Annotated in this window: 17 protein-coding genes; 13 read left to right on the top strand and 4 right to left on the bottom strand. The window is 67.6% G+C overall.

Going from position 1 to position 22,168, the window contains the following annotated elements; translation table 11 throughout:
* Positions 1–30: 30 nt before the first annotated feature.
* Positions 31–1,995 carry a CocE/NonD family hydrolase gene (locus ACNA0R_RS18695; RefSeq protein WP_415827542.1) on the top strand — a complete coding sequence of 655 codons (1,965 nt, stop codon included), beginning with the start codon at positions 31–33 and terminating at the stop codon, positions 1,993–1,995.
* Positions 1,996–2,064: 69 nt separating this feature from the next.
* The gene (locus ACNA0R_RS18690) at positions 2,065–3,654 is read left to right on the top strand and encodes an ABC transporter substrate-binding protein (protein WP_415827541.1); all 1,590 of its coding nucleotides are present in this window, start codon (positions 2,065–2,067) and stop codon (positions 3,652–3,654) included.
* A 48-nt stretch (positions 3,655–3,702) separates the two neighbouring features.
* Here the strand turns inward: ACNA0R_RS18690 and ACNA0R_RS18685 are convergent, their stop codons facing one another.
* Both ACNA0R_RS18685 and ACNA0R_RS18680 read right to left on the bottom strand, forming a co-directional pair.
* Positions 3,703–4,269 (bottom strand): M23 family metallopeptidase, encoded by a 567-nt coding sequence (locus ACNA0R_RS18685; protein ID WP_415827540.1) that lies wholly within the window; start codon positions 4,267–4,269, stop codon positions 3,703–3,705.
* A 57-nt stretch (positions 4,270–4,326) separates the two neighbouring features.
* The gene (locus ACNA0R_RS18680; protein WP_415827539.1) at positions 4,327–5,592 is read right to left on the bottom strand and encodes an MFS transporter; all 1,266 of its coding nucleotides are present in this window, start codon (positions 5,590–5,592) and stop codon (positions 4,327–4,329) included.
* A gap of 297 nt (positions 5,593–5,889) precedes the next feature.
* On the opposite strand from ACNA0R_RS18680, the gene budC reads away from it, so the two are divergent.
* Positions 5,890–6,654, top strand: a complete 765-nt coding sequence (gene budC, locus ACNA0R_RS18675; protein ID WP_415827538.1) for a meso-2,3-butanediol dehydrogenase — start codon at positions 5,890–5,892, stop codon at positions 6,652–6,654.
* Here the strand turns inward: budC and ACNA0R_RS18670 are convergent.
* Positions 6,596–7,165, bottom strand: coding sequence for a TIGR02444 family protein (locus ACNA0R_RS18670; RefSeq protein ID WP_415827537.1), 570 nt, complete (start codon positions 7,163–7,165; stop codon positions 6,596–6,598). The genes budC and ACNA0R_RS18670 overlap by 59 nt on opposite strands.
* Positions 7,162–9,147: a hybrid sensor histidine kinase/response regulator gene (locus ACNA0R_RS18665; RefSeq protein WP_415827536.1), complete on the bottom strand. Its 1,986-nt coding sequence runs from the start codon at positions 9,145–9,147 to the stop codon at positions 7,162–7,164. The genes ACNA0R_RS18670 and ACNA0R_RS18665 overlap by 4 nt, the downstream gene beginning before the upstream one ends.
* A 260-nt stretch (positions 9,148–9,407) precedes the next feature.
* On the opposite strand from ACNA0R_RS18665, the gene ACNA0R_RS18660 reads away from it, so the two are divergent.
* From ACNA0R_RS18660 to ACNA0R_RS18615, 10 genes are all read left to right on the top strand, one after another.
* A complete protein-coding gene (locus ACNA0R_RS18660) occupies positions 9,408–10,745 on the top strand; it encodes an iron-containing redox enzyme family protein (protein ID WP_415827535.1) in 1,338 nt (445 codons plus the stop codon).
* A 329-nt stretch (positions 10,746–11,074) separates the two neighbouring features.
* Positions 11,075–12,412 (top strand): hypothetical protein, encoded by a 1,338-nt coding sequence (locus ACNA0R_RS18655; RefSeq protein WP_415827534.1) that lies wholly within the window; start codon positions 11,075–11,077, stop codon positions 12,410–12,412.
* Positions 12,413–12,559: 147 nt separating this feature from the next.
* The gene (locus ACNA0R_RS18650) at positions 12,560–13,228 is read left to right on the top strand and encodes an HAD family hydrolase (RefSeq protein WP_415827533.1); all 669 of its coding nucleotides are present in this window, start codon (positions 12,560–12,562) and stop codon (positions 13,226–13,228) included.
* Positions 13,228–14,142, top strand: a complete 915-nt coding sequence (locus ACNA0R_RS18645; RefSeq protein ID WP_415827532.1) for a LysR family transcriptional regulator — start codon at positions 13,228–13,230, stop codon at positions 14,140–14,142. Before ACNA0R_RS18650 ends, ACNA0R_RS18645 begins: the two co-directional genes overlap by 1 nt.
* A gap of 147 nt (positions 14,143–14,289) precedes the next feature.
* On the top strand, positions 14,290–15,285 hold the full coding sequence (locus ACNA0R_RS18640; protein WP_415827531.1) for a Bug family tripartite tricarboxylate transporter substrate binding protein: 996 nt from the start codon (positions 14,290–14,292) through the stop codon (positions 15,283–15,285).
* 102 nt (positions 15,286–15,387) lie between these two features.
* The gene (locus tag ACNA0R_RS18635) at positions 15,388–16,326 is read left to right on the top strand and encodes a M14 family metallopeptidase (protein ID WP_415827530.1); all 939 of its coding nucleotides are present in this window, start codon (positions 15,388–15,390) and stop codon (positions 16,324–16,326) included.
* 149 nt (positions 16,327–16,475) lie between these two features.
* Complete coding sequence (locus ACNA0R_RS18630) at positions 16,476–17,957, top strand: sensor histidine kinase (RefSeq protein WP_415827529.1); 1,482 nt, start codon at positions 16,476–16,478, stop codon at positions 17,955–17,957.
* Complete coding sequence (locus tag ACNA0R_RS18625; RefSeq protein ID WP_415827528.1) at positions 17,942–19,330, top strand: sigma-54-dependent transcriptional regulator; 1,389 nt, start codon at positions 17,942–17,944, stop codon at positions 19,328–19,330. The genes ACNA0R_RS18630 and ACNA0R_RS18625 overlap by 16 nt, the downstream gene beginning before the upstream one ends.
* A gap of 988 nt (positions 19,331–20,318) precedes the next feature.
* Complete coding sequence (locus ACNA0R_RS18620) at positions 20,319–20,873, top strand: hypothetical protein (protein WP_415827527.1); 555 nt, start codon at positions 20,319–20,321, stop codon at positions 20,871–20,873.
* 46 nt (positions 20,874–20,919) lie between these two features.
* Positions 20,920–22,140 carry an MFS transporter gene (locus tag ACNA0R_RS18615; RefSeq protein WP_415827526.1) on the top strand — a complete coding sequence of 407 codons (1,221 nt, stop codon included), beginning with the start codon at positions 20,920–20,922 and terminating at the stop codon, positions 22,138–22,140.
* The last annotated feature ends 28 nt before the right edge of the window (positions 22,141–22,168 follow it).

Genomic DNA, 22,168 nt, shown 5'->3' with positions numbered 1-22,168 from the left:
TCGCGACATAACGATGACAAGGGAGCTGGCGTGGCGGTCGAGATCATCAAGGGCCTGCGCGTGCCGATGCGCGATGGCGTCGAGCTGAATGTCAGGATCACGCGACCGGCCGCCGAAGGCCGCTTTCCCGCGGTGATCGAATACAACCCCTACCGCCGCCTGGACCACGCGCAGCCCAGCTTCCCGCCGGCGGTGCCATACCTTGCGCAGCACGGCTATGCGGTGGTGCAGTTCGACGTGCGCGGTACCGGCAGTTCCTCCGGCGCCAGTGCCGACGCCTACTCGGATGACGAGCAGCAGGACGGCTACGACATGGTCGAATGGGCCGCGCGGCAGCCCTGGTGCAGCGGCGCGGTCGGGATGATCGGCAAGTCCTATGGCGCGACCGTGCAATGGCAGGTGGCCGGCAAGGCGCCGCCGCATCTGAAGGCCATCATCGTACGATCCGGCAGCAATGATATGTACGAGGACACCGCCTATCCGGGCGGTTGCCGGCGGCCATGGCGCTTCGAGTTCTTCGCGCCCAATATGGCGGCCTACAACTTCGCGCCGCCCGATCCGGCGCTGGTCGGGCCGGAGTGGGCCCGCATCTGGAACGAACGCCTGGCAGGCAGCTCGCCGTGGAGCCTGGAGATATTCCGCCACGACACCGATGGCGAATATTGGCGCGGCAAGAGCATCAAGGACAACTTCGACAAGGTCGGCTGCGCGGTCTATTTGATAGAGGGATGGGCGGACTGGTACGCCAATGCCGAACTGGACGCCTTCCGGCAACTGAAGGGTCCGAAGAAGGTAGTGATCGGACCCTGGGGCCATTACTACCCGGAAGAGAAATTCGCATTGCCCGGACCGCGCATCGATACCCGCGTCGAATATCTGCGATGGTTCGATTACTGGCTCAAGGGCATGGACAACGGCATCATGGACGAACCGCCGGTCACCGTGTTCGTGCGCCAATGGCAGCAGCCCACGCTGCTGACGCTGAACGAACCGGGACACTGGCATGCCGACACGCAATGGCCGCCAGCGGCGTCTCGCGCCGAAACGCTGTATCTGGACGCCGGCGGCGGCCTCGCGCATCGGGCGCCGGCGGACGGCGAGGTCAGCTACGACTACCGCCCCACCGTGGGCATGGCCAGCGGCCGCGTCGGCCTGGGCAGTACGTCGCCATGGGGCATGCCTACCGACCAGCGCGTTGACGATGCGTATTCCGCGTGCTTCACCACGGCGCCCCTGGACAAGACCCTGTCCATCCTGGGACAGCCCGAAGCGGTGCTCCACGTGTCATCCTCGGCCGACGTCGCGTACTTCAACGTCAGGATCTGCGACGTCGCGCCGGACGGGACCTCGCGCCTGATCAGCCATGGCGGCTGCCTGGCCACGCATCGGGAAACGCACGACAGGCCCACGCCGCTGGAACCGGGCAAGGTCTACGAACTGCGGCTGAAATTGCGCGATCTGGCGTACGAGATCGCGCCATCCCATCGCCTGCGTATCGCCGTATCCAGCGCCGATTTCCAGAACGCCTGGCCGACGGGGATGCATGCGCGAAACACCGTCCATTGCGGGGCCGCGCATCCATCGCGCATCGAATTGCCGGTCATGACGGCGACCGGCAACGGCCTGCCGCCGCCGGTTTTCCAGGCGTCGCCGCACCCATTGCCCGCGGTGGGGGAAGTGCCCAAGGCCACCTACACGCTGACGCACGATCTGGCCGCGGATGCCGTCGTCTGCACGCTGGGCGCCGCGGATAATGGCACGACGCGGCGTTCCGACTACACGGTGTCCAACCGCGATCCGGCCTGCGCGTCCATCATCTCCGAGGTTCGCTACCGGGCGCCGCATCCACGCATGGCCATAGAGGTGCATGCCAGCTGCCAGACCAGCAGCACGGCCACGGAGTTCACCCACGCGGTCCAGGTATCCATTCGCGTCCAGGACAATTTGCATTTCCACAAGAGCTGGATGGAAAGCATGCCGCGGAATGGCGCATAAGGTTTTGGCATAAGGGCGGTGAAAGCGCACATAAGGTTTGCGCACAGAAAGGGGAAGCAGGCAATGACGATGAACCGACGTGATTTTCTTCTGGGCACCGCGGGCGCTTTGGCCGCCCTGGGCGCGGCCGGGCCGGCATGCGCGCAAGCGCGCAAGGACACGCTGATCATAGGCACGCGCTCGGCCGCGACGTCGGCCGATCCGCATTATGCGAACACCCAGCCGAACATCGACTATGCGTCGCACATCTACGAGAAGCTGGTCGAACGCGACCAGAACTCCAAGCCGGCGGCGCGCGGCCTGGCGCAGTCCTGGCAGCTGATTTCCGATACGGTATGGGAATTCAAGCTGCGGCCGAACGTGCGCTGGCACGACGGCAAGCCCTTCACCGCCGATGACGTGGCCTACACCCTGGATCGCGTGGTCAAGCTGCGCGACGTGCCGGGCGGCTTCGCCAGCTACATCAACGCCATCTCCAAGGTCGAGATCGTCGATCCACTCACTGTGCGGCTGCACACCTCGACGCCCTACGCCAATCTGCCGCGCGGCGTCGGCACGGTCTACATCGTCTCCCGGCACGTGGGCGAGAACGCCACCAGCGAAGACTACAACACGGGCAAGGCCGCCATCGGCACGGGTCCCTATCGCTACGAATACTTCCGCCAGAACGAGGAAGCCGGCTTTATCCGCAACGACGATTACTGGGGCGCCAGGCCGGCGTGGGCCCGGGCGCGGCTACGCACCATCGCCAACGACAGCACACGCATCGCCGCCCTGCTGGCGGGCGATATCGATATGGCCGACCAGATCCCCACCGCCGACATCGCGCATTTGAAGTCGGCGGCGAACGTCACGGTCGACCAGATCGCCGGCATGCGGTCCATCTTCCTGTTCCCCAATGTCTCGCGCGACGACAATATGGCCTTCATCAAGGCCGCAGACGGCAGCCCGCTGCCGCACAATCCCCTGCGCGACCCGCGGGTGCGGCAGGCGCTTTCGCTGGCCATCGACCGCAAACTGCTGGTCGACCGGCTGATGAACGGCGGCGCGGCGGCCAACGGCCAATGGATACCGCCGGGCGCCTACTCCTACAATCCGCAGATCCCGGTGCCGCAGGTCAACGTGCAGGAAGCGCGCCGCCTGCTGGCCGAGGCGGGTTTTCCGAAAGGCTTCCGCATCACCCTGCACAGCCCCAACGATCGCTATCCGAACGACTCGCGCGTGGCGCAGGCGATCGGGCAGATGTGGTCGCGCGCGGGCCTGGGCGTGGAGGTGGCGACCATGCCCTATGCGGTGTTCGCGCAACGCGCGCGCAAGCAGGAGTTCGCCATCCACCTGATCGGCTGGGGCAATTCCGCGGGCGACGCGTCGACGGGCCTGATGAACGTCGTCGGCACCTATAACACCGCGACGGGCTGGGGCGTGGCGAACGAGGGACGCTACAGCAATCCCAGGCTGGACGCCATGACCGCCCGGGCGCTGGCGACGATGGACGACAAATCGCGCGAAAAGCAGATGCAGGAGGCGGTCAAGGTCGCCATCGACGACCTGGCCATCATTCCGCTGTACCAGGTCAACCCGGTGTGGGCCGTGCGCAAGGGCATCCACCACAATCCCCGCGCGGACGAACGGACATCGGCGATCGATATGTCGGTCTGAACGAGCCGCGCGCCCTCGGCGACGTGTGTGGAGACTCGCCCGTATGGGCTAGGAATCCGGCCCGGCGGCCTTGCCGGCGGGTGGATCGCCGCGGCCCGTGAGAATAGGAAAGGGATTGATGGCGCCGCCCGGCGCGTAGATGCCGTAATGCAGGTGGGGCGGCGTGCCCTGGGCGTTGCCGGTGTTGCCGACGTAACCCAGCACGTCACCCGGCATGACGTGGCTGCCCCATTCCACCTCGGCATAGGCGTCCAGATGGGCGTAATAGTGAATCTGCCGGCCCGGCCCCATGACCCACACCACCTTGCCGCCCAGGCGGTTGGTGCCGACCTGCGTGACCACGCCTTCGGTCGCCGACAGTACCGGCGTGCCGCGCGGCGCGAAGATGTCTATCCCCTGATGCTTGCGGCCCTGGGACCGCGCGGCGTTCCAGGTATCGGCCAGCTGGCGCGGGGTTACGCCCCGCACCGGCACGGGCAGGGCCGTGGGCGCTTCCTGCAGCGATAGACGCGCCATATGCCAGGGCGCGCGCCATGCATCCGGCAGGCGCGGCCACGCCCACCAGGCCGCCAACGCCAGCAAGACGACGATCAGAAGACGCGCGATCGCACCCATGACTGCATATCCCGAAGCACCGTAGTGCCGCCGCAAGCACGTGGCGATCCTGGACCCCTACGTCGCGCGGACCGCTTCCGCCGTCCTGGCCTCGTAACCGTAGGACCGGACCTTGGTCACCCACCACATCGCAAAGACGATGCAGGCGCAGCACAGCCAGCCGTTGGCGCCGTAGCCGGAGATGCGGCCGCTGGAGGAAGTCGTCAGCATCAGCCCGCCTATCCAGGCGCCGGTGCCGGTGGCGATCTGCTGCACGGCGGAGTTCACGCTCATGAATGCGCCGCGTCGATGGGCCTCCGGCACCGTGGTCAGCAGCGCCTGCACCGGAATCATGCGGGCATTGGCGGTGACCAGGAAGAACGGAAAGAACACGATCAAGGCCCACAGCGGCAGCTGGGGCAGATGCGTGATGAACAGCGCCGGCAACAGCGAAGCCAGGGCCGCCACACGGAAGACCCGCCGCTTGCCATAGCGATCCGCCAGCCGGCCCACCGCCCGCGACGTAAAGAAGGTGGCGGCGCCGCCGGCCATATAGATCAGCGAAATGGCCTCGGGCTCCACGCCCAGGTTGCCGACCAGGAACGGCGAGATGAACGGCACGATCAACATGTGCGCGCCCATCACGATCGCGGTCAGCCCGAAGCCGCGCAGGTGCGCGGGCTCGCGCATCAGCGACCACAGATCCGGCAGCGTCCGCGACAGCGGCACCGGGGGGACGCGGATGTGCGCGGTCAGCGTGGGCACCACTTTCCAGGCGCCTGCCCAGATCACCGCCGACAGCAGCACCAGTTCGAAGAACGGCGAACTCCAGCCGTAATGCGCGCCCAGCACCACGCCCAGCGGCACGCCGGCCACGGCCGCCAGCGAAAAGGATGTCATCACCACGCCCATGGCGGTGCCGCGCCGCTGGGGCGGGATGACGTCGCCGATGATGGCCAGCACCAGCGAACTCAGCACGCCGCCCGTCAACCCGGCGAAAGCCCGTGACAGCAGCAGCGCGTGATAGTTGGTGGCCATGGCGCAGATCAGGTTGGACAGCGCGAACAGGGCATACACCACCAGCAGCATCTTGCGCCTGTCGAAGCGGTCGATGTAGGTGGCCGCCAACAGGCCCGAAATGCCGGCACACCAGGAATAGGCGGATACCGCGGCCGCGAAGGCCGCCGGACTGATGGTGAAGGCCTGCATGATCTGCGGCCCCAACGGCATCATCACCATGAAGTCCACCACGATGGTGAACTGGGTCAGCGCAAGCAGCCAAAGCAGTGTGCGCTCGCGCCCCGGGGGCAGCGCAGGCGTCGGTACGGCGGAGGAAGAGGACATGGCGGAGTGGCAGCGGCCGTTTTACCGGCTCGTTTTACCGGTCTGTTTACCGGCCGGGGGCATCGACGCGCGGTGACGGCCATCGGCCATCGTCGGCGAACGCCGTGGCGGCGCCCTCGCGTCGCCGGGGATTGTAGCCATAAATCCTTGCCGGCTTCCTGAACGGCCCCGCGCCGGAACCGCGCTCGGCCCGATCCGCGCCGGCGGGGCAGCCCATCGGCCGGCGCGGCCGCGGCGCCGCAACGCGGTACGGCGCTTGCAACGGCGCCCGGTCATCGAGTCGCACAGGAGATCGTCATGAGCCGTTTCGCAGGAAAAGTCGTGATCGTCACCGGCGCCGGATCCGGCATCGGCGCCGCCACCGCGCGGCGCTTCGCCCAGGAAGGCGCCAACGTCGTGCTTGCCGGCCGCACCGGGTCCAAGCTGAAGCGCGCCGCCGCGGACCTGGACGAATCCAGGATACTGATCCATATCGCCGACGTCTCGGTACTGGACGAAGTCCAGGCACTGGTCCGGGCGGCCGTGCAGCGCTTCGGGCGCCTGGACGTCATGGTCAACAACGCCGGCACGGCGGTGGAGGGCACGGTCACCGAGGCGTCGCCGGAGGACTGGCGCAAGGTCATTGCCACCGACCTGGACGGCGTCTTCTACGGTTGCCGCGCCGCCATGCCGGAACTGATCAAAACCCGCGGCTGCATCGTCAACGTCTCGTCGGTATCCGGCCTGGGCGGCGATTGGCGCATGAGTTTCTACAACGCGGCCAAGGGCGCGGTCACCAATTTCACCCGCTCGCTGGCCATGGACCACGGCCGCGACGGCGTCCGCGTCAACGCGGTGTGCCCCAGCCTGACCCGCACGGACCTGACCGAGGACATGTACGCCAATCAGGCGCTGATGGAGAAATTCGCCGAACGCATTCCGCTGGGCCGTGGCGCCGAGCCCGAGGAAATCGCATCCGTCATCGCCTTCCTGGCCAGCGAAGATGCGGTCTTCGTGACCGGCGTCAATCTGCCGGTGGACGGCGGCCTGACGGCGTCGAACGGCCAGCCGCCGCAGGCGTGACCGCTGGCGCCGCGGCGCGCAACACCTGCAGATGGGCTTGCGCCGCCGCATCGCGCCGGCACTGCATGAAGCGCAGGTAGGCATCCAGGTTCTCGGCGCAGCCAGCGCCCGCCCCCGCCGGGTCCGCCGTCGGGCGTGCCGCGAGCCACTGCTCCATGCGGGCCTGCTGCGCGCGCTCGGCGGCCAGTTCAGCGCGCTTGATGGCTTCGTACACTTCACGCTCCATGGACGGCCCGCCGCCCTCGCCGCCGAGCGTCGTCTTGACGTGCCGGCGGATGCCGCGCAACGGCGCCACCACTTGCCGCCGCCAATCTGAAACGACGGTTTCCAGCGCGGCATAGTCGTCGATGCCCAGCGCGATCCCGCGCTGGCCGGCATACAGCGCGAACAGCAGTACGTTGACGTCCAGCCCATGGCCGTCCTGCAGGCCCAGGCAGGCGTCCGGCACGCCGGGACGCGCGTAAATGGCCAGCGAGAACGCCCAAAAACTTCCAGCGGCCACGGCGGTCATTGCGAGCCTCCCGCCGCGGCGCGGCGCTGCTTGTGATTGGCCAGGACCTGCCTGATCTTGCGCGCCAGCTCTTCGCGCGTGTAGGGCTTGGTGATCAGCTCCACGCCCTTGTCCAGCCGCCCGCCGTGCACGATCGCGTTCTGCGTATATCCGGACGTGAACAGCACCGCCATGTCCGGAATATGCTCCTGCGCCTTGCGCGCCAGGTCGCGGCTGCGCAGCGGACCGGGCATCACCACATCGGTGAACAGCAGGTCGATCTTGACGCCGCTCTGCACGATGGCAAAGGCGCTCTCGCCGTCCGTGGCCTTCAGCACCCGATAGCCCAGGCCCCTGAGCATGTCCACCACCGTTGCGCAGACCTCTACGTCATCTTCGGCGACCAGTATCGTTTCCGTGCCGCCGGCCGCGTCGGCGGTCAGCAGCTCCGCGGGTACATCTTCCTTTTCCAGCGAACGCGGCAGATACAGCTTGGCCGTGGTCCCATGGCCGACCTCGCTATACAGCGCGAAGTGGCCGCCCGACTGCTTGACGAAACCGTAGACCATGGACAATCCGAGACCGGTGCCATGGCCCTCGGGCTTGGTCGAGAAGAAAGGCTCGATGGCCTGCGCCATCACCTCTTCGGTCATGCCGCCGCCGGTGTCCGTGACGGCCAGCATGACGTACTGGCCGGGCGTCACTTCCGGCCGCGTCCGCGCGTAGGCGTCGTCCAGATAGGCGTTGCCGATTTCGATGGTCAGCCTGCCCACGCCGTTCATGGCGTCGCGCGCGTTGATGGCCAGGTTGAGCAGCGCATTTTCCAGCTGCGCCCGGTCGACCATCGTGTTCCACAGGCCGCCCGCCACGATGGTTTCGATCTCGATGGCCTCGCCCAGGCTGCGTTGCAGCATATCGTCGAAACCGCGCAGGAAGCGGCCGATGTTGACGACGCTCGGGGCCAGCGGTTGCCTGCGCCCGAACGCCAATAGCTGGTTGGCCAGCTTCGCGCCGCGTTGCACGCCAGCCAGTGCGTTCGCCAGGCGTTGCTTGGCGCGTTCGTTGTCCGGGAATTCGAACGCCAGCAGTTGCAGGTTGCCGCCGATGACCTGCAGCAGATTATTGAAGTCGTGCGCCACGCCGCCGGTAAGCTTGCCTATGGTTTCCAGCTTTTGAGCCTGCTGCAACGCGCGCTGGGTGCGCTCCAGTTCTTCCTTGGCCGCCTGCTTTTCCGTGATGTCGCGCGTGATTTTCGCGAAGCCGACGTGCTTGTGCTCGCTGTCGTAGATGGGATCGACCACGACGTGGGCGAAGAAGCGCGAGCCATCCTTGCGCACACGCCAGGACTCGCTTTCATAGCGCCCTTCGCGCAAGGCCGTCCGCAGCGCGTGCTCCGGCATGCCTGCTTCGCGGTCCGGGTCCGTGTAGAAGCGCGAAAAATGGCTGCCGAGGATTTCTTCCTTCCTATAGCCCTTGATGCGCTCGGCGCCCGCGTTCCAACTGCTGACATGGCCATCGCGGTCCAGCATATAGATCGCATAATCGACCACGCCGCGCATCAATAACTGGAATTGCTCCTCGCTTTGGCGCAGCGCCTCGTCGGCCGCCATGACGTCGGAGAGATCGCGCGAAACGAAAGCGTAGCCCAGCAGCGCCCCGCTATCCTCCCGCATCGCGCTGATGGCGGTGCTGACCCGCACGTGGGTGCCATCCTTGTGCTTCAGCCAGCCTTCGCGATGCAGCACCCCGGGCGACCTGGCGTCGTCCAGCAGGACACCCAGGTCCTCCGAGATCGCCGCGAACGCGGGACAGAACGTCGAGTAGTGCTGGCCTATTGCATCGGTAGGATGCCAGCCGGTCAGCGCGCGGGCGCCGGCGTTCCAGCTCGCCACCTTCCCGTCGGGCGTCACCATGTAGACCGCGTAGCTGACGATGGCATCGACCAGGCGGTCGGGCTGATAGGTTGGCAATGGGCGGCCGTCGTTCGGCTCCAATGAAGACATGTCACACCCCATGCGGTTATTTCGTGCCGGATGTTACATCACGGCCGGCCGAGGATCACGGCTTGTCGGTCGCACAGCGGGTCGTCCGTACGCAAGAGCAGCCTGGTTACACCCTTTGCGGAAATCGGGAAGCCCCGGCACACAAATTGCCCCAAACAGGTCATCAACGATCGAGGACAACAACAATGACCTGCTTATCCGCTACGACTCCCTTCCCTACCCGACGAACGGCGGAGCACCCGGCTCCGGCATCCCGCGACATGCTCTACAAGGAGCGCTATCAGCAAATGGTCGCCAGCCCGGATAGCGCCCGGACACTGGAGGCCAGCGGCGCATGGCTGGCGGAAAGGCTGGCCGCGCTGGATGTCGGCGCCGCGGCACTGCCGTCCGACCCCAGGGATCTGTATGCCTGGATGGACGCCAACGTCGATGCGGTCGGGGAGCGCTATCGGCAATACCTGGCGCGCCGCAAGGCGGGCGGGCCGCGCGAAATGTTCGCCACGCGCTCGCACGCGCTCCACTTCCTGGCCCAGGTCGCGCCGACCAAGCTGGTGGACGGCTCGTGGCTATATGGCAGCCTGCGGCATCAGGGCGACGCGCGCTTCGAGCCATTGATCTCGACTTATCTGGAAGAGCTGGGCATGGGTGACGAAGCGCAGAACCACGTCACGCTGTTCCTGAATCTGCTGCGCGCCACCGGCGCGGACGGTTGGGAGCCCACCGACGACCGCCTGTACGAACAGGGCGCGATCCAGCTCGCGGTAGGGCTGCATGGACATACCCTGACCGCCGAGATGGCCGGCTTCAACCTGGGCTATGAGCAACTGCCCTATCACCTGCATGTGACGGCCTACGAGCTGGACGAACTGGGCATCGATCCGTATTACTTCACCGTCCACGTCACGGTCGACAACGCCGGCTCCGGCCATGCCCGCCAGGCGGTGGACGCGGTGCTGCGGCTGATGCCGGAAGAGCCCGTGCAGCGGGCCGCTTTCTACGAGCGCGTCAAGCGCGGCTTTCTGCTCAACGATGCCGGCGTGTCCTCCACCGCCGTCGCGGCGGGCTTCGATGCCGATCAGGTCGTGACGGAGATCTTCCGCGCGAAGTCGCGCTACGGCCGCGCGGCGCACGCCGACTACTGCCGCATTGCCGGCCGCACGGTCAATGCATGGCTATCCGAGCCGGACCGCATTCCCGAGTTCCTGCGGGCGCTGCAACAGAAGGATTGGATCGTGCGCCATCAGGATCCGTCGCGATCGAAGTTCTGGGCCTTGCTATCGGGCGCCGACGCCTGCATGTTCGGCGTGTTCAACACTTTAGAATTGCAGGCGATCTACGACTGGATCGCGGGCGACTGCAAGGAGTATCTTGCAGGCCCCGAATTGCCGGGCCGCACGCCGCGCATGATGGTCAACGGCCGTCATCTGAGCTTTCGCGCGGCCAGGAAATACGCCGCCAAGACCGGCGACCATGCCAGCTCGCTTGCCGCATCCAGGAACCTGCTGGCCAAGCTGGCGCCCGGCGCGCACTACACGCCGGAAGGCCTGGCGGCGACGCGGGAATTCGCCGAACGCGCCTATCAATCCGTGGCTGCGTAGCGACGCGGGCGCATCGCTGTCCTCTTGCGCCCCGCGGTTTGCGGGATGTCGGCGACGCCGCGCGCCTCCCCGCATGCCGGCCCATGATGCCGGTCCATGATGCCGGCCCATGCGCCCATCCTGTTGCATGGGCGCCGCAGATTCCGCTGCAATGCAGTGCATCTCGGCGCCAAAGCGGGGAATGTGTGCGCCACATCGGGGACCGTCCCGTTCGCGGGATCCGGGCCATGGCACCATGCCCGTGCTGTCCGCACGATCGCGCGCGCTTTCATGAGCCGGCGCCGCCGTGCGGCAGCCTGCCATGAACCCCTACACGGACCGATGCATCCATGCCGTACAAACTCATCGCCGGAACAGTCGCCGCGGCGCTTTCCGCCATCTACATGACCGCCGCCACGGCCTGGACCCTGCCGGCGGACAAGGGAACACTGCCGCAAGCGCAGGTCGAAGAAATACTCGCCGGCAAGGACTACCCGGAGACCAGCCAGTTCACGAAGAAGGTCACCTACGTCGACTATCCCGCCAATGGCATGACCTTCACGCAGGTCGTCATGCGCCTGGAGCCCTCGAAGCCCTTGATGCACAACGGCCGCAAGGTCGTCCTGGTGGCGACCGAAGAAGGCAGCTCCAGCGCCAACGGATTCATCGAGACGGACGAAGGCAAGGAAGGAATCGGCGTATGGCTGGCCAAACGCGGCATCACCTTCATCGCGCTGACCCGCGTCGGCCGCTGGAATTTCTTCGCGCCGGACCGCAGCGGCACCTGGGAGACCATCCCGCTGGACGAACGCATGCCCATCTTCTCGCAGCATCAGAAGGCATACTGGTCCAAGGACGACTACACCATCCAGCCCGCCGGCAATACCGCCAGCAAGAGCGGCAGCGAGTACGTGCGCTTTCCCAAGCCGGGCACGCAGCTGTTCAATGAGATGGTCGCCGCGACGCCGGTCGCCATGGTCGACGGCCTGGAAGCCGGCCTGCGCAGCACGCTGTCCGACAAGGAGCGCAAGAAGTCCATGGTGCTGTACTGGGGCTTTTCCACCGGCGGCGCGTTGATGTGGCCACTGGCGGAACGCCTGCGTCCCGATGGCTATCTCAACTGGGGCTCCTCGCCTCCCGGCGTGGCCTATTACTACGGCGCCGCCCAGGCGGGACGCTGGGATTGGCCGTACGAGAAATCCGCCCTGCGCGTGCGCGGCCGCGGCCGCGCGGACTTCGAGTTCTACAACAAGCGCGCCGATCCCGCCGAAAAGGACGCGCGCTGGCAACGCGACCTGAAAGAGCCGCGCTTCAAGGAAGTCGAAGACCCCATCATGTTCTACAACGTCGGCGCGCTGTCCGAGCTTGCCCTGCGGCTGTACATGGCGCCCTTCGTCCCCGCCAAGATGAAGCAGGCCGGCTTCAACAAGATGCTGAACGACATCCTGGCCACCAGCATGCCGGGACCGGCGCTGAAGGGATTGCCCGTCTGGGATATGAACGGCACCTACGACGAGGTCTATCCCGTCGAATGGATGGAAGCGGCCCGCACCATGATGGCGCCCTACATCGGCAAGCACGTGCTGATCCGCATCGAAGGCTTTAACCACAGCATCGTCAACCGCCAGGTCCGCGTCATCGGCCCGGTGTGGCTGCGGGCGATCCAGCAAGGCTACTTCGACCGCTGACGGGCGCTCCCCGACACGCCGTCATCGCGCATGGCGATCCGCGTTCGCGCGCATCGCCATGCGGATGATTCGGGCCGCGCGGGAACAGGTAAGATCGGGAAGCGGCGCGGCCGGCGCGCCTCTTTCCCTATCTGGCGTGGAGTGCTCTTGAAAGCCAAGGCAGTGTTGTTCGATTGCGACGGCGTACTGGTGGACAGCGAACGGATATCCACGGGTGTGCTGCGCGACATGCTGCAGGAACTCGGATTGTCCCTGACGCACGACGAGGTGCTGCGACGCTTCGTCGGCAGGACGATGAAAGACGAGCTGCCCTGGATCGGCCAGGCCTCGGGTGTGGCCGTGGGCGCGGACTGGCTGGCCCAGTTCTGGCGGCGCCGCAATGACGCGCTGCGCGAGCGTGTGCAACCGATTCCCAATGTGTTGGACGCCGTGAGGCTGCTGCACGGACGCCTGGACGGCCGCATCGCCTGCGCCTCGGGCGCGGACCGTGCAAAGCTGGAGCTGCAGCTGAACAAGACCGGCCTGATGCCTTATTTCGACGGCAGGATCTTCAGCGGCTATGAGATGGCGCGCTCCAAGCCCAGCCCGGACGTCTATCTCGCGGCCGCCGCGGCATTGGGAATAAGCCCGTCCGCCTGCGTCGTCATCGAGGACAGCGTGACCGGCGTCACCGCCGGCGTGGCGGCCGGCGCCACCGTCCTGGGCTACAGCCCGGGCGGTCCGTCGCACAGCCCGGCCGATGCGCTGCTGGCCGGCGGCGCCGCCGCCGTGTTCGCGGACATGGCGCGCCTGCCGGCGCTGCTGGGCCTGGACTGATGCCCGACCTCAAACTCCTGGAAGACCTGATCGCGCTCGCGCGCACCGGCAGTTTCGTCCGGGCGGCGGAGCTTCGGCACGTCACGCATCCGGCCTTTGGCCGGCGTATCCGCGCGCTCGAGGCGTGGGCGGGGGCGCCCCTGGTGCGGCGTGGTCAACAGCCCGTGGCGCTGACCGCGGAAGGCGACGCCCTGCTCAAAACGGCCATCCAGGTGGTCGAACAGATGCGCCTGGTACGCCACCGCGTGCGCGGAGCCGGCGCGGGCGGCGAACCGGTACTGCGCATCGCGACGGGCCGCAGCCTGGCGCGGACGCTGGTCGCCGACTGGATCGCCCGCCTGCGCAATCGCGCGCCCCGGGCGCTGAACGGCGACGCGCAGGTGGAGATATCGACGGGCAGGATGCAGGACGTGGTCATCATGATGGAGCAGAACACGGTCGACATGCTGTGCTGCTACGAGCATCCCGCCATGTCGGCGTCGTTAAGCGCGCAGCGCTACAAGTACATCACCTTCGCCACCGATAAGCTGGTGCCGGTCAGCCAGGTCGACTCCCGGGGCAATCCGCGGCACCAGCTGCGCGAAGGAGGCCGGCCGACGCCCCTGATCGACTATGCCGGCGGCCTGGCGATGGCCCGCATCCTCGCCGATCGCCTGGAAACCACGCCCTACGCGCTGACGCCTTTCATGCGCAGCGATTCATTGGATGCGGCGCTCGGCGCGGTGGCCCATGGTTTGGGCGTAGCCTGGCTGCCATGGTCCATGGTGGTCGCCGACTGCAGGCGCGGGGCATTGACCGCGCTGGGCGGACGCGGCGACGAAGTCGCCTTTGAGGTCCGCCTGTATCGGCCGCGTGTCCGCATGACGGAAATCGCCGAGGCGGCCTGGGCGGCGACAACGCGCCGCATTCCCTGACGGCGACGGATCCGGGACGGGGTGCCGGGCCCAAACGGCACGGCATTGTGCCGTTCTAGCACATCGACGCCGCCGCGCCGGCCGACAATACGGTCCCGAGCACCAAGAGACGGTCAAGCCGTCCAATCCGCCCCCAGGGAGAAACTCATGAAATGCTTGTCGTACCGGCCGCGCCGGGCGTTCGCGATGCTATGCGCGGCCGCCGCGCTGGCTGCTTCCTGTACCGCCGCATACGCGACGGAATACCCCACGCGCAGTATCTCGCTGATCGTCGGCTATCCCGCCGGCGGCAGCGTGGACCTGACCGCCCGCCTCCTGGGCGAGGAAATGAGCAAACGCCTGGGCCAGACGGTGGTCGTCGAGAACCTGGGCGGCGCCGGCGGCACCATCGGCGCCCAGCGCGTCGCGCGCGCCACGGCTGATGGCTACACGCTGCTGCTGGGGTCGACCAACGAAATGGTCATCGCCCGCATGATCAATACCGCCGTCCAGTACAACGGCGCCACGGACTTCACTCCCGTGGGGCTGGTTGCCTCGCAACCGATGGTGCTGGCGGCCAGTCCCAAGTCGGGCGTAAAGACCGCCGCCGACTACCTGCGGAAGGCACGCAGCGCGCCGGCGGACACATACAACTATGGATCCTCCGGTGTCGGCACGACTCTGCATCTGGCCGGCGAGATGATCAATCAGGCGACTCAGACCCGGGTCGGCCACGTCCCGTACCGAGGCGTGGCGCCCATGGTCACCGACCTGATGAGCGGCCAGCTGGATTTCGGCATCCTGGTGCTTTCTTCCGCGCTGCCGCAGGTGCGCGGGGGCAAGATCGTGGCCTTGGGCTTGACGGAAAACAAGCGCTCGGCCGCCGCGCCGGAGATCGCCCCGCTGGCGGCGACGCCCGGGTTTGAGTCGGTCGACATCAATCTCTGGTTCGGCCTGTATGGTCCTCCCGGTCTTCCGCAGCCCGTCGTCGCCAAGTTGCGCGCGGCGCTGGACGATACGTTGAGGTCGCCGCAGTACCGCGCGAAGATGCTGGACGCGGGCGCGGAGATCGCCCAGCCGGGCGTGGACCTGGCGGCGTTCCAGGCGGCGGAGACCGGAAAATATGGCGCGCTGGTCAAGGCCGCCCGGATCGAGGCCCAGTAGCGCTCGGCCGCCTGGCTTCCTGGCCTCTCGGCTTCTCGGCCCGCGAGGCCGCGGGCCCGCCGCCCCGGAACCCAGTCATCCAACAGCCCAATAGCCCATCACATGAAATTCGAACTTACGGCGCCGGACCTCGCCGCCGAGCGCATCGGCAATACCGGTACGCCAGGCGTCTGGCACTTCGACTCCGGCGTACCGGGCCGCAAGGTGCTGGTGACGGCGCTGGTCCACGGCAACGAGCTGTGCGGCGCGTGGGCGCTCAAAGACCTGCTGGCCTCGGGACTGCGCCCCCGCCGCGGCGCGCTTACCCTGGCGTTCTGCAACCTGGAGGCCTTCGACCGCTTCGACCCCGCTCGCCACGACGCCTCGCGCTTCGTCGACGAAGATATGAACCGCGTATGGACGGGCGATCGGATCGACGCCCGCGATACAGCCGAGCGCCGCCGCGCGGCCATCCTGCGCCCCTGGGTGGAAGGCGCGGACTGGCTGCTGGATCTGCATTCCATGCACGAACCGGGCGCCCCTCTTCTGCTCACGGGCCTTCTGCCGCGCAATATCGCGCTGGCGCGCCAGCTGAAGGCCCCGGCGCATGTCATCGTGGACGCCGGGCACAAGGACGGCGTGCGCATGCGCGACTTCGCGCAGTTCGGCGATGCCGCGCGCGAGGACGCCCGCGCCCTGCTGATCGAATGCGGGTTCCATGGCGACCGGTCTTCGCATGACGTGGCGCGGGACATGCTCGCGCGCGTGCTGCCCGCATCCGGCGTGCTCGACAGCGGAGACATACCCGCGGGGTGGCGGCTGCCCGATCCGCCGATACAACGCGTGCTCCAGGTCACCGACGCCGTGGTCGCGCCGTCCATGGATGTGCGGTTCGCCCGCGACTGGCAGGGACTGGAGACAGTGGAAAAGGCCGGTACGGTGCTGGCATGGGCGGACGGCAAACCCGTCGTCACCCCGTATGACGCATGCACGCTCGTCATGCCGTCGCTGCGTCAGCTGAAGCCCGGCGTCACCGTGGCGCGGCTCGCGCGAGACCTGTAGCCGCCCGCGGCATCGGCTCCGGCATCGCCAACTCGCCGGACGCGGCATCGCTGCGGCGCCGCGCCGCAACCGCGGTTCGCGGATGACCGGGCCACCTCGCGGCGTCGCAACTATAATCGTCCGGGCTCATATCCAGGCCCACGCCGCCCATGCCCAGACCGTCGTTCTCCACCCAACTCGTCGCGCTCTGGATCCTCGTTGCCGGCCTGTGCGGCTTGCTGGGGGCCGCGGTGTGGCTGATGCTGTCCTCGGCGCTGGACGAACGCGTCGCGGTCGCCCGGCAACAGTCCTATGCGGCGTGCGCGGCGGTCGCCGCCCGCTACGATCTTTCGCTGCCAGTACCGGGTACGGTCAACATCGATCTCATGCACGCGGTGCTGAACCTGGCCTTGCTGCGCACCGATGGAATAGAAGGCGGCTTCTGGAGCGCGGCCGCCTCGGAAACATCGAATGGCTTCCTGGCCTATGCCTACCCTACCTACACGGGCAGCGGCTTGAAGCGAGACATTCCCGAAGCCGAGACGCCACTGATACTGCGCACCTTGAAAAAAGCGGCCGCCAGCGGCGGGATGCAGTCCGACGTCGTGTCCAGCGGCACGGATGCCGTCATCGCCGTGGCATGTCCGGTACCGCGCCAGGGCACGCTGCTGGCATGGACGCTGACGCGGGCGCGGCCGCCGCTGGGCCCTTATGGAGAACGCGCCACCACCGTACTGGCGGCCCTGCTGGCGATCGTCGCCATGCTCGCGCTGTTCGTCGCGCTGGCGCTGCGGCGCTGGAAACGCCGCCTCACGCGGCTGCAACAGGCGCTCGCGCCCGCGGGCGATTTCGAACAGGGCAAGACGCTGGCCCGGCTTGGCGAACCCGATCTGGACCAGATCGTCGATGCGCTGAATCGCTACGTCGAACGCGCCCAGCGCCTGCAGCGCGAAACCCACGCCTTGAGCGTGCAGCTCGGCCACGCGGAACGCTTTGGCGCGCTCGGAAAAATGGCCGCGCAAATCGCCCACGAGATCCGCAATCCGGTGGGCGCGATGCGCCTGAAGGCGGAAAACGCGCTGGCGGGCGATGCCGCGCGCCGCGAAGCCGCGCTGCGCACGATCATCGAACAGGTGGGCCGTGTCGAATCGCAAGTCGCCAGTCTGCTGGCCTTGACGCAGCCGGTCACGGTCCAGCCACGCGAAGTCGATCTGCCACAGTGGCTGGACGAGGTGGTTCGCACGCATGAACCCGACGCCGAAAACCGCGATGTAAAACTGGACGCGCACGTCGAACCGTGGGAAACGCGGCCGGTGTTCGACCCGGCGCAGATGGCGCGCGCGCTGGACAACCTGGTGGCGAACGCGCTGCGGCATGCAACGGCGGGCGGCAAAGTGCTGTTGCGGGCAAACTGCGTGCATAGCGAGGCGGGCGAGCGTCTCAGGCTTGAGGTCATCGACGACGGGCCCGGCGTCAGTCCCGCCGAGCGCGAACGCATCTTCGAACCTTTCGTGACCGGACGCCCCGACGGATCCGGACTCGGCCTGGCGGTCGTGCGCGAAATCGCCTCCGCCCACCGGGGCGCCGCCTGGCTCGCGGAAGATCCCAACGTGACCCGTTTCGTCATCGAACTGCCATGGCGACCATACTGATCATCGACGATGACGATGCCTTTCGTGAAGGCCTCGCCGAAACCATCCAGGATTGCGGCCACACGCCGGTCGAAGCCCGCTGTGGCACCGAGGCATTCCAACGCCTGCGGGAAGGCCTGCTACCCGACTGCATCTTCCTGGACTTTCGCCTGCCGGGAGACGACGGCCTGGCGGTGCTCGAGTCGCTACGCGCACAAGCCGGCCTGCGGCGCGTCCCGGTCGTGATGCTGACGGCACATGCCACCAGCGCCAACACGATAGGGGCCATGCGGCTGGGCGCGTTCGAACATCTGACCAAGCCCGTTGGCCGCGCCGAGATCGCGGCCTTGCTGGAACGCATCATCGCCTCCCATCCCGCGGCGGCCGCCGCGGCGAGTCCGCCCTTCGCCGACGAGCCCGCCTCGGACGAACCGCGGCTGCTCGGCGTCAGCGCCGCCATGCGCGAAGTGCAGAAGCGGCTGGGGCGCGCCGCGGGCACGAACTCGACGGTGCTCATTACCGGAGAAACGGGAACCGGCAAGGAGGTGGCCGCGCGCCTGCTGCATCGGGCGTCGCCCCGCGCGGACCAACCCTTCGTCGCCGTAAACTGCGCGGCCATTCCGGACGGGCTGCTCGAAAGCGAACTCTTCGGCCATGGCAAGGGCGCGTTCACCGGCGCGCACGCCGAGCGCCGTGGACGCTTCGAGGAAGCCAACGGCGGCACGCTGTTCCTGGATGAAATCGGCGATATGCCCTTGCCCATGCAGGCCAAGCTGCTGCGCGTACTGCAGGAACGACTAGTCACTCCCTTGGGCACGACGCGTCGCATCGCCATCGACCTGCGCATCGTGGCCGCGACCCACCGCGACTTGCCGGCGATGGTCGCGGCCGGGACTTTCCGCCAGGACCTGTTGTACAGGCTGAGCGTGATTCCCTTGCATATGCCCCCCTTGCGTGAACGGGTCGCGGATATCCTGCCGCTCGCGGAACACTTCCTTGCGACGCTGGCGCTTCCCTCGCAGCGCAAGCAACTCTCCACCGATGCGCAACGGTTGCTGGCGACCTATGCATGGCCGGGCAATGTCCGGGAGCTGGCCAACGCCATCGAGCGGGCAAGCGCGATGGCGCCCGGGGCGATGCTCACCCGCGAGGACTTCTCCTTCCTGTACGAGACCACCAGCGCCGCGACCGATGCGATTCCTTTTCCGCTCTTCGAGATGCCACTGAACGAAGCGCTGGCCCAGGTCGAACGGGCTCTCGTCGTCCGCGCCCTGGCGGTCGCCGGCGGCAACCGCGCCGAGGCGGCGCGCAGGCTCGGCATCAGCCGCCAATCGCTCTACACCCGGCTTGCCAATCTCGGCATATCCGGTCCTGACAACGACGACCGCGGCTGACGCCGCGTCGCTGTCCGGAAATCGGACAGCCGGTGTCGGCTTCGCTGACACATTGGGCGCCCCCTGACGGCGGAAACCCGCGCATCGCCCCGCGCGACGGTCATGGCATAGGCTTTGCATAGCGCTCCGGTATGCAACACAGGAGCCGATCATGCCATTGAGGTCGCTATTCCCCGCCCCGCGCGCGATCGGTTTCCGCATCCACGCGTTGAGCCTGGCCACGTTGCTGGCCGTCGCCTGCGCCGCCCGCGCCGCCGATAGTCCGGCGGACACGCTACCCGCCCCGCCCGCGCCACCGGGCGCCGGGGCGGACGCGCCGGCCACCGCGCCCCCGNTGCCGCCCCCGCCGCGGCCGGGCGGCGGTCCGGAACCGAGGCCGCCCGCCGAGGCCGGCGCACCGGTCACCACCCAAGCCACCGTCTCGCGCTTCGTCCCGAACCCCGATGGCGACGTGGAGGGCTTCGTGAGCACGGAAGGCTTGCTCGTGCGCTTTCCCCCGCACCTGGGCGCCGACCTGACCGCGACGGTCCAGCCCGGCGATCCCGTGCGCATCAGCGGCAGGACGGATGCGGCTGGAAACCTGCGCGCCGAGCGCATCGTCGATACAAAAACCGACCGCGCGGTGGTCGATCGTCCGCCGCCGGGCGCGCCGCGCGTGCCGCCCGTATCGCGTAGCGCCAGGCTATCGCAGCTGAGCGCCCAGGGAATCGTGGCGTACGTCACCACCGCGCCGCGGGGCGAACCGGACGGCGTGATCCTGGCCAACGGCACCGTCATCAAACTGGCGCCTCCGGATGCGCGGCGATTCGCCGATCTGCTGCGCACGGGCGCGGAGGTTTCCGCGCAAGGCTACGGCGTGCGCAATCAATACGGCATGGCGCTGCAGGCGACGGCATTCGGCGCACCCGGCAAGCAGATCCGGCTTTATGACCGCGCCGCGCCGCTTCCCTAATCGCTTTTTCTTTCGCAACGAAACAGGACACACACCATGCATTGGATCGATCCGGACCACCTGCCGGAATGGCGCGGAACGGTAAGCCGGTTTCTTCTCAATCTGCACGGCGAACTGGATGGTCTGATCCTCGGCACCCGCCGCGGGCGACAGGTCCATTTTCCCCCGCACCTGTCGCGCCAGGTCGCGCGGCACATCGCGATCGGCGACAAGATACGCGTACGCGGCGTCAAGCCGCGCGGCGCGGACATGATCGTGGCGGTGGCGCTCTCGACGCGAGGCGGCTCGACCATACGCGACGAGGGTCCCGGCGGCAGGCGCGATACGCACCCCCGGATGCACGCCAAGCACCAGAAAATGGAGGCCAGCGGTAAGGTCGTGCTTCGCCTGTTCGGCGCCAAGGGCGAGTTGCGCGGTGCCTTGCTGGCCGATGGCACCTCGCTGCGCATGCCGCCCGACACCGCGGCGTACCTGGCGACATATCTCACGCCGGGCATGCACGTGCAGGCATGGGGCCACGGCATCCGGAACCGCTACGGATGCACGATGGAAGTCGAGGCGATCGCCGAACTCATCGACGTGCCCGGTTGAACCAAGGCAACGTGCCCGGCCGGCGCCGATCGCCAGGGACCCCAGGATGCGCCAGTACAAGCTCGAAGCGCTGAACTTCTTCATGGCCGACGTACAGGCGGGTCTCGGTCCGTTCCTGGGCGTTTTCCTGCAAGCCCAAGGCTGGCGACCGGACGCCATCGGGGCCGTGCTGACGCTGGGAGGCATCGCGGGCATGATGGCGACCTCGCCGGCCGGCGCCCTGGTGGACGCAACACGCCGCAAGCGCGCGCTCATCGTCGCGGCGTCCGTGCTGGCGACGCTGGGCTCGCTGGCCCCATGGCTGTCGCAAGGCTACTGGACCGTCGCCGCATCCCAGGTTCTCACCGGAATGGCCGGCGCGGCGCTAGGGCCCGCGCTGGCGGGTCTGACGCTGGGGATCGCGCGCGTACAAGGCTTCGATCGGCAACTGGGCCGCAATCAGGTAGCCAACCATGCCGGCAACGTCGTCGGCGCGGCGCTGTCGGGCCTGCTGGGCTGGCGCTACGGCTTTGGCGCCGTGTTCGCGCTCGCGGGCGTATTCGGGCTGATGACGGTCATTTCCACTCTGATCATCCGCGCCGATGCGATAGACCACGATAGCGCGCGGGGCCTGGCGCCGACGCAGGATGCCGGCCAGGCCAGCGGATTCCGCGAGCTGGTGAAGAACCGGCCGCTGCTGCTCTTGTCCGTCGCGCTCGCGCTGTTCCATCTCGGCAACGCCGCCATGCTTCCTTTATTCGGCCTTGCGGTGGTCGCCGCGCACCAGAGCGATCCCAGCGCGTTCACCGCACAGACCATCGTGGTCGCGCAGCTCGTCATGGTAGGCGCCGCCCTGGTGGCGAACCCGCTGATACGGCGTATCGGCTATTGGGGCGTCATTCTCGTCGCCTTCCTGGCCTTGCCGCTGCGTGGGCTGCTCGCCGCGTCCTTCATCGACGCGTGGGCGGTGTGGCCGGTGCAGGCGCTGGATGGCATAGGCGCGGGCCTGCAAAGCGTGGCGGTTCCGGCGCTGGTAGTCCGCCTGCTGCAGGGCACGGGCCGCATCAACGCCGGCCAGGGGATGGTGATGACCGTGCAGGCCATCGGGGCGGCCCTGAGCGCCGCGCTGGGCGGCGTAGTCGCGCAGCATTTCGGCTATGCCACGGCATTCCTGGCCCTGGGCGGCGTGTCGATCGGTTCGCTGGCGCTGTGGCTGTGGTGCGGCACGACGCTCAGGAGCGCCTGCGACGGGCGGCGCGGCCCGTACAATGCGGCTTTGACACCATAGTCGCGCCCCGCCCCAGCCGCCGCGGGGC

This window comes from Bordetella sputigena (genome assembly GCF_965137885.1).
GTDB lineage: Bacteria > Pseudomonadota > Gammaproteobacteria > Burkholderiales > Burkholderiaceae_B > Bordetella_C > Bordetella_C sputigena.
This window is presented reverse-complemented; position numbering and strand designations above follow the sequence as displayed.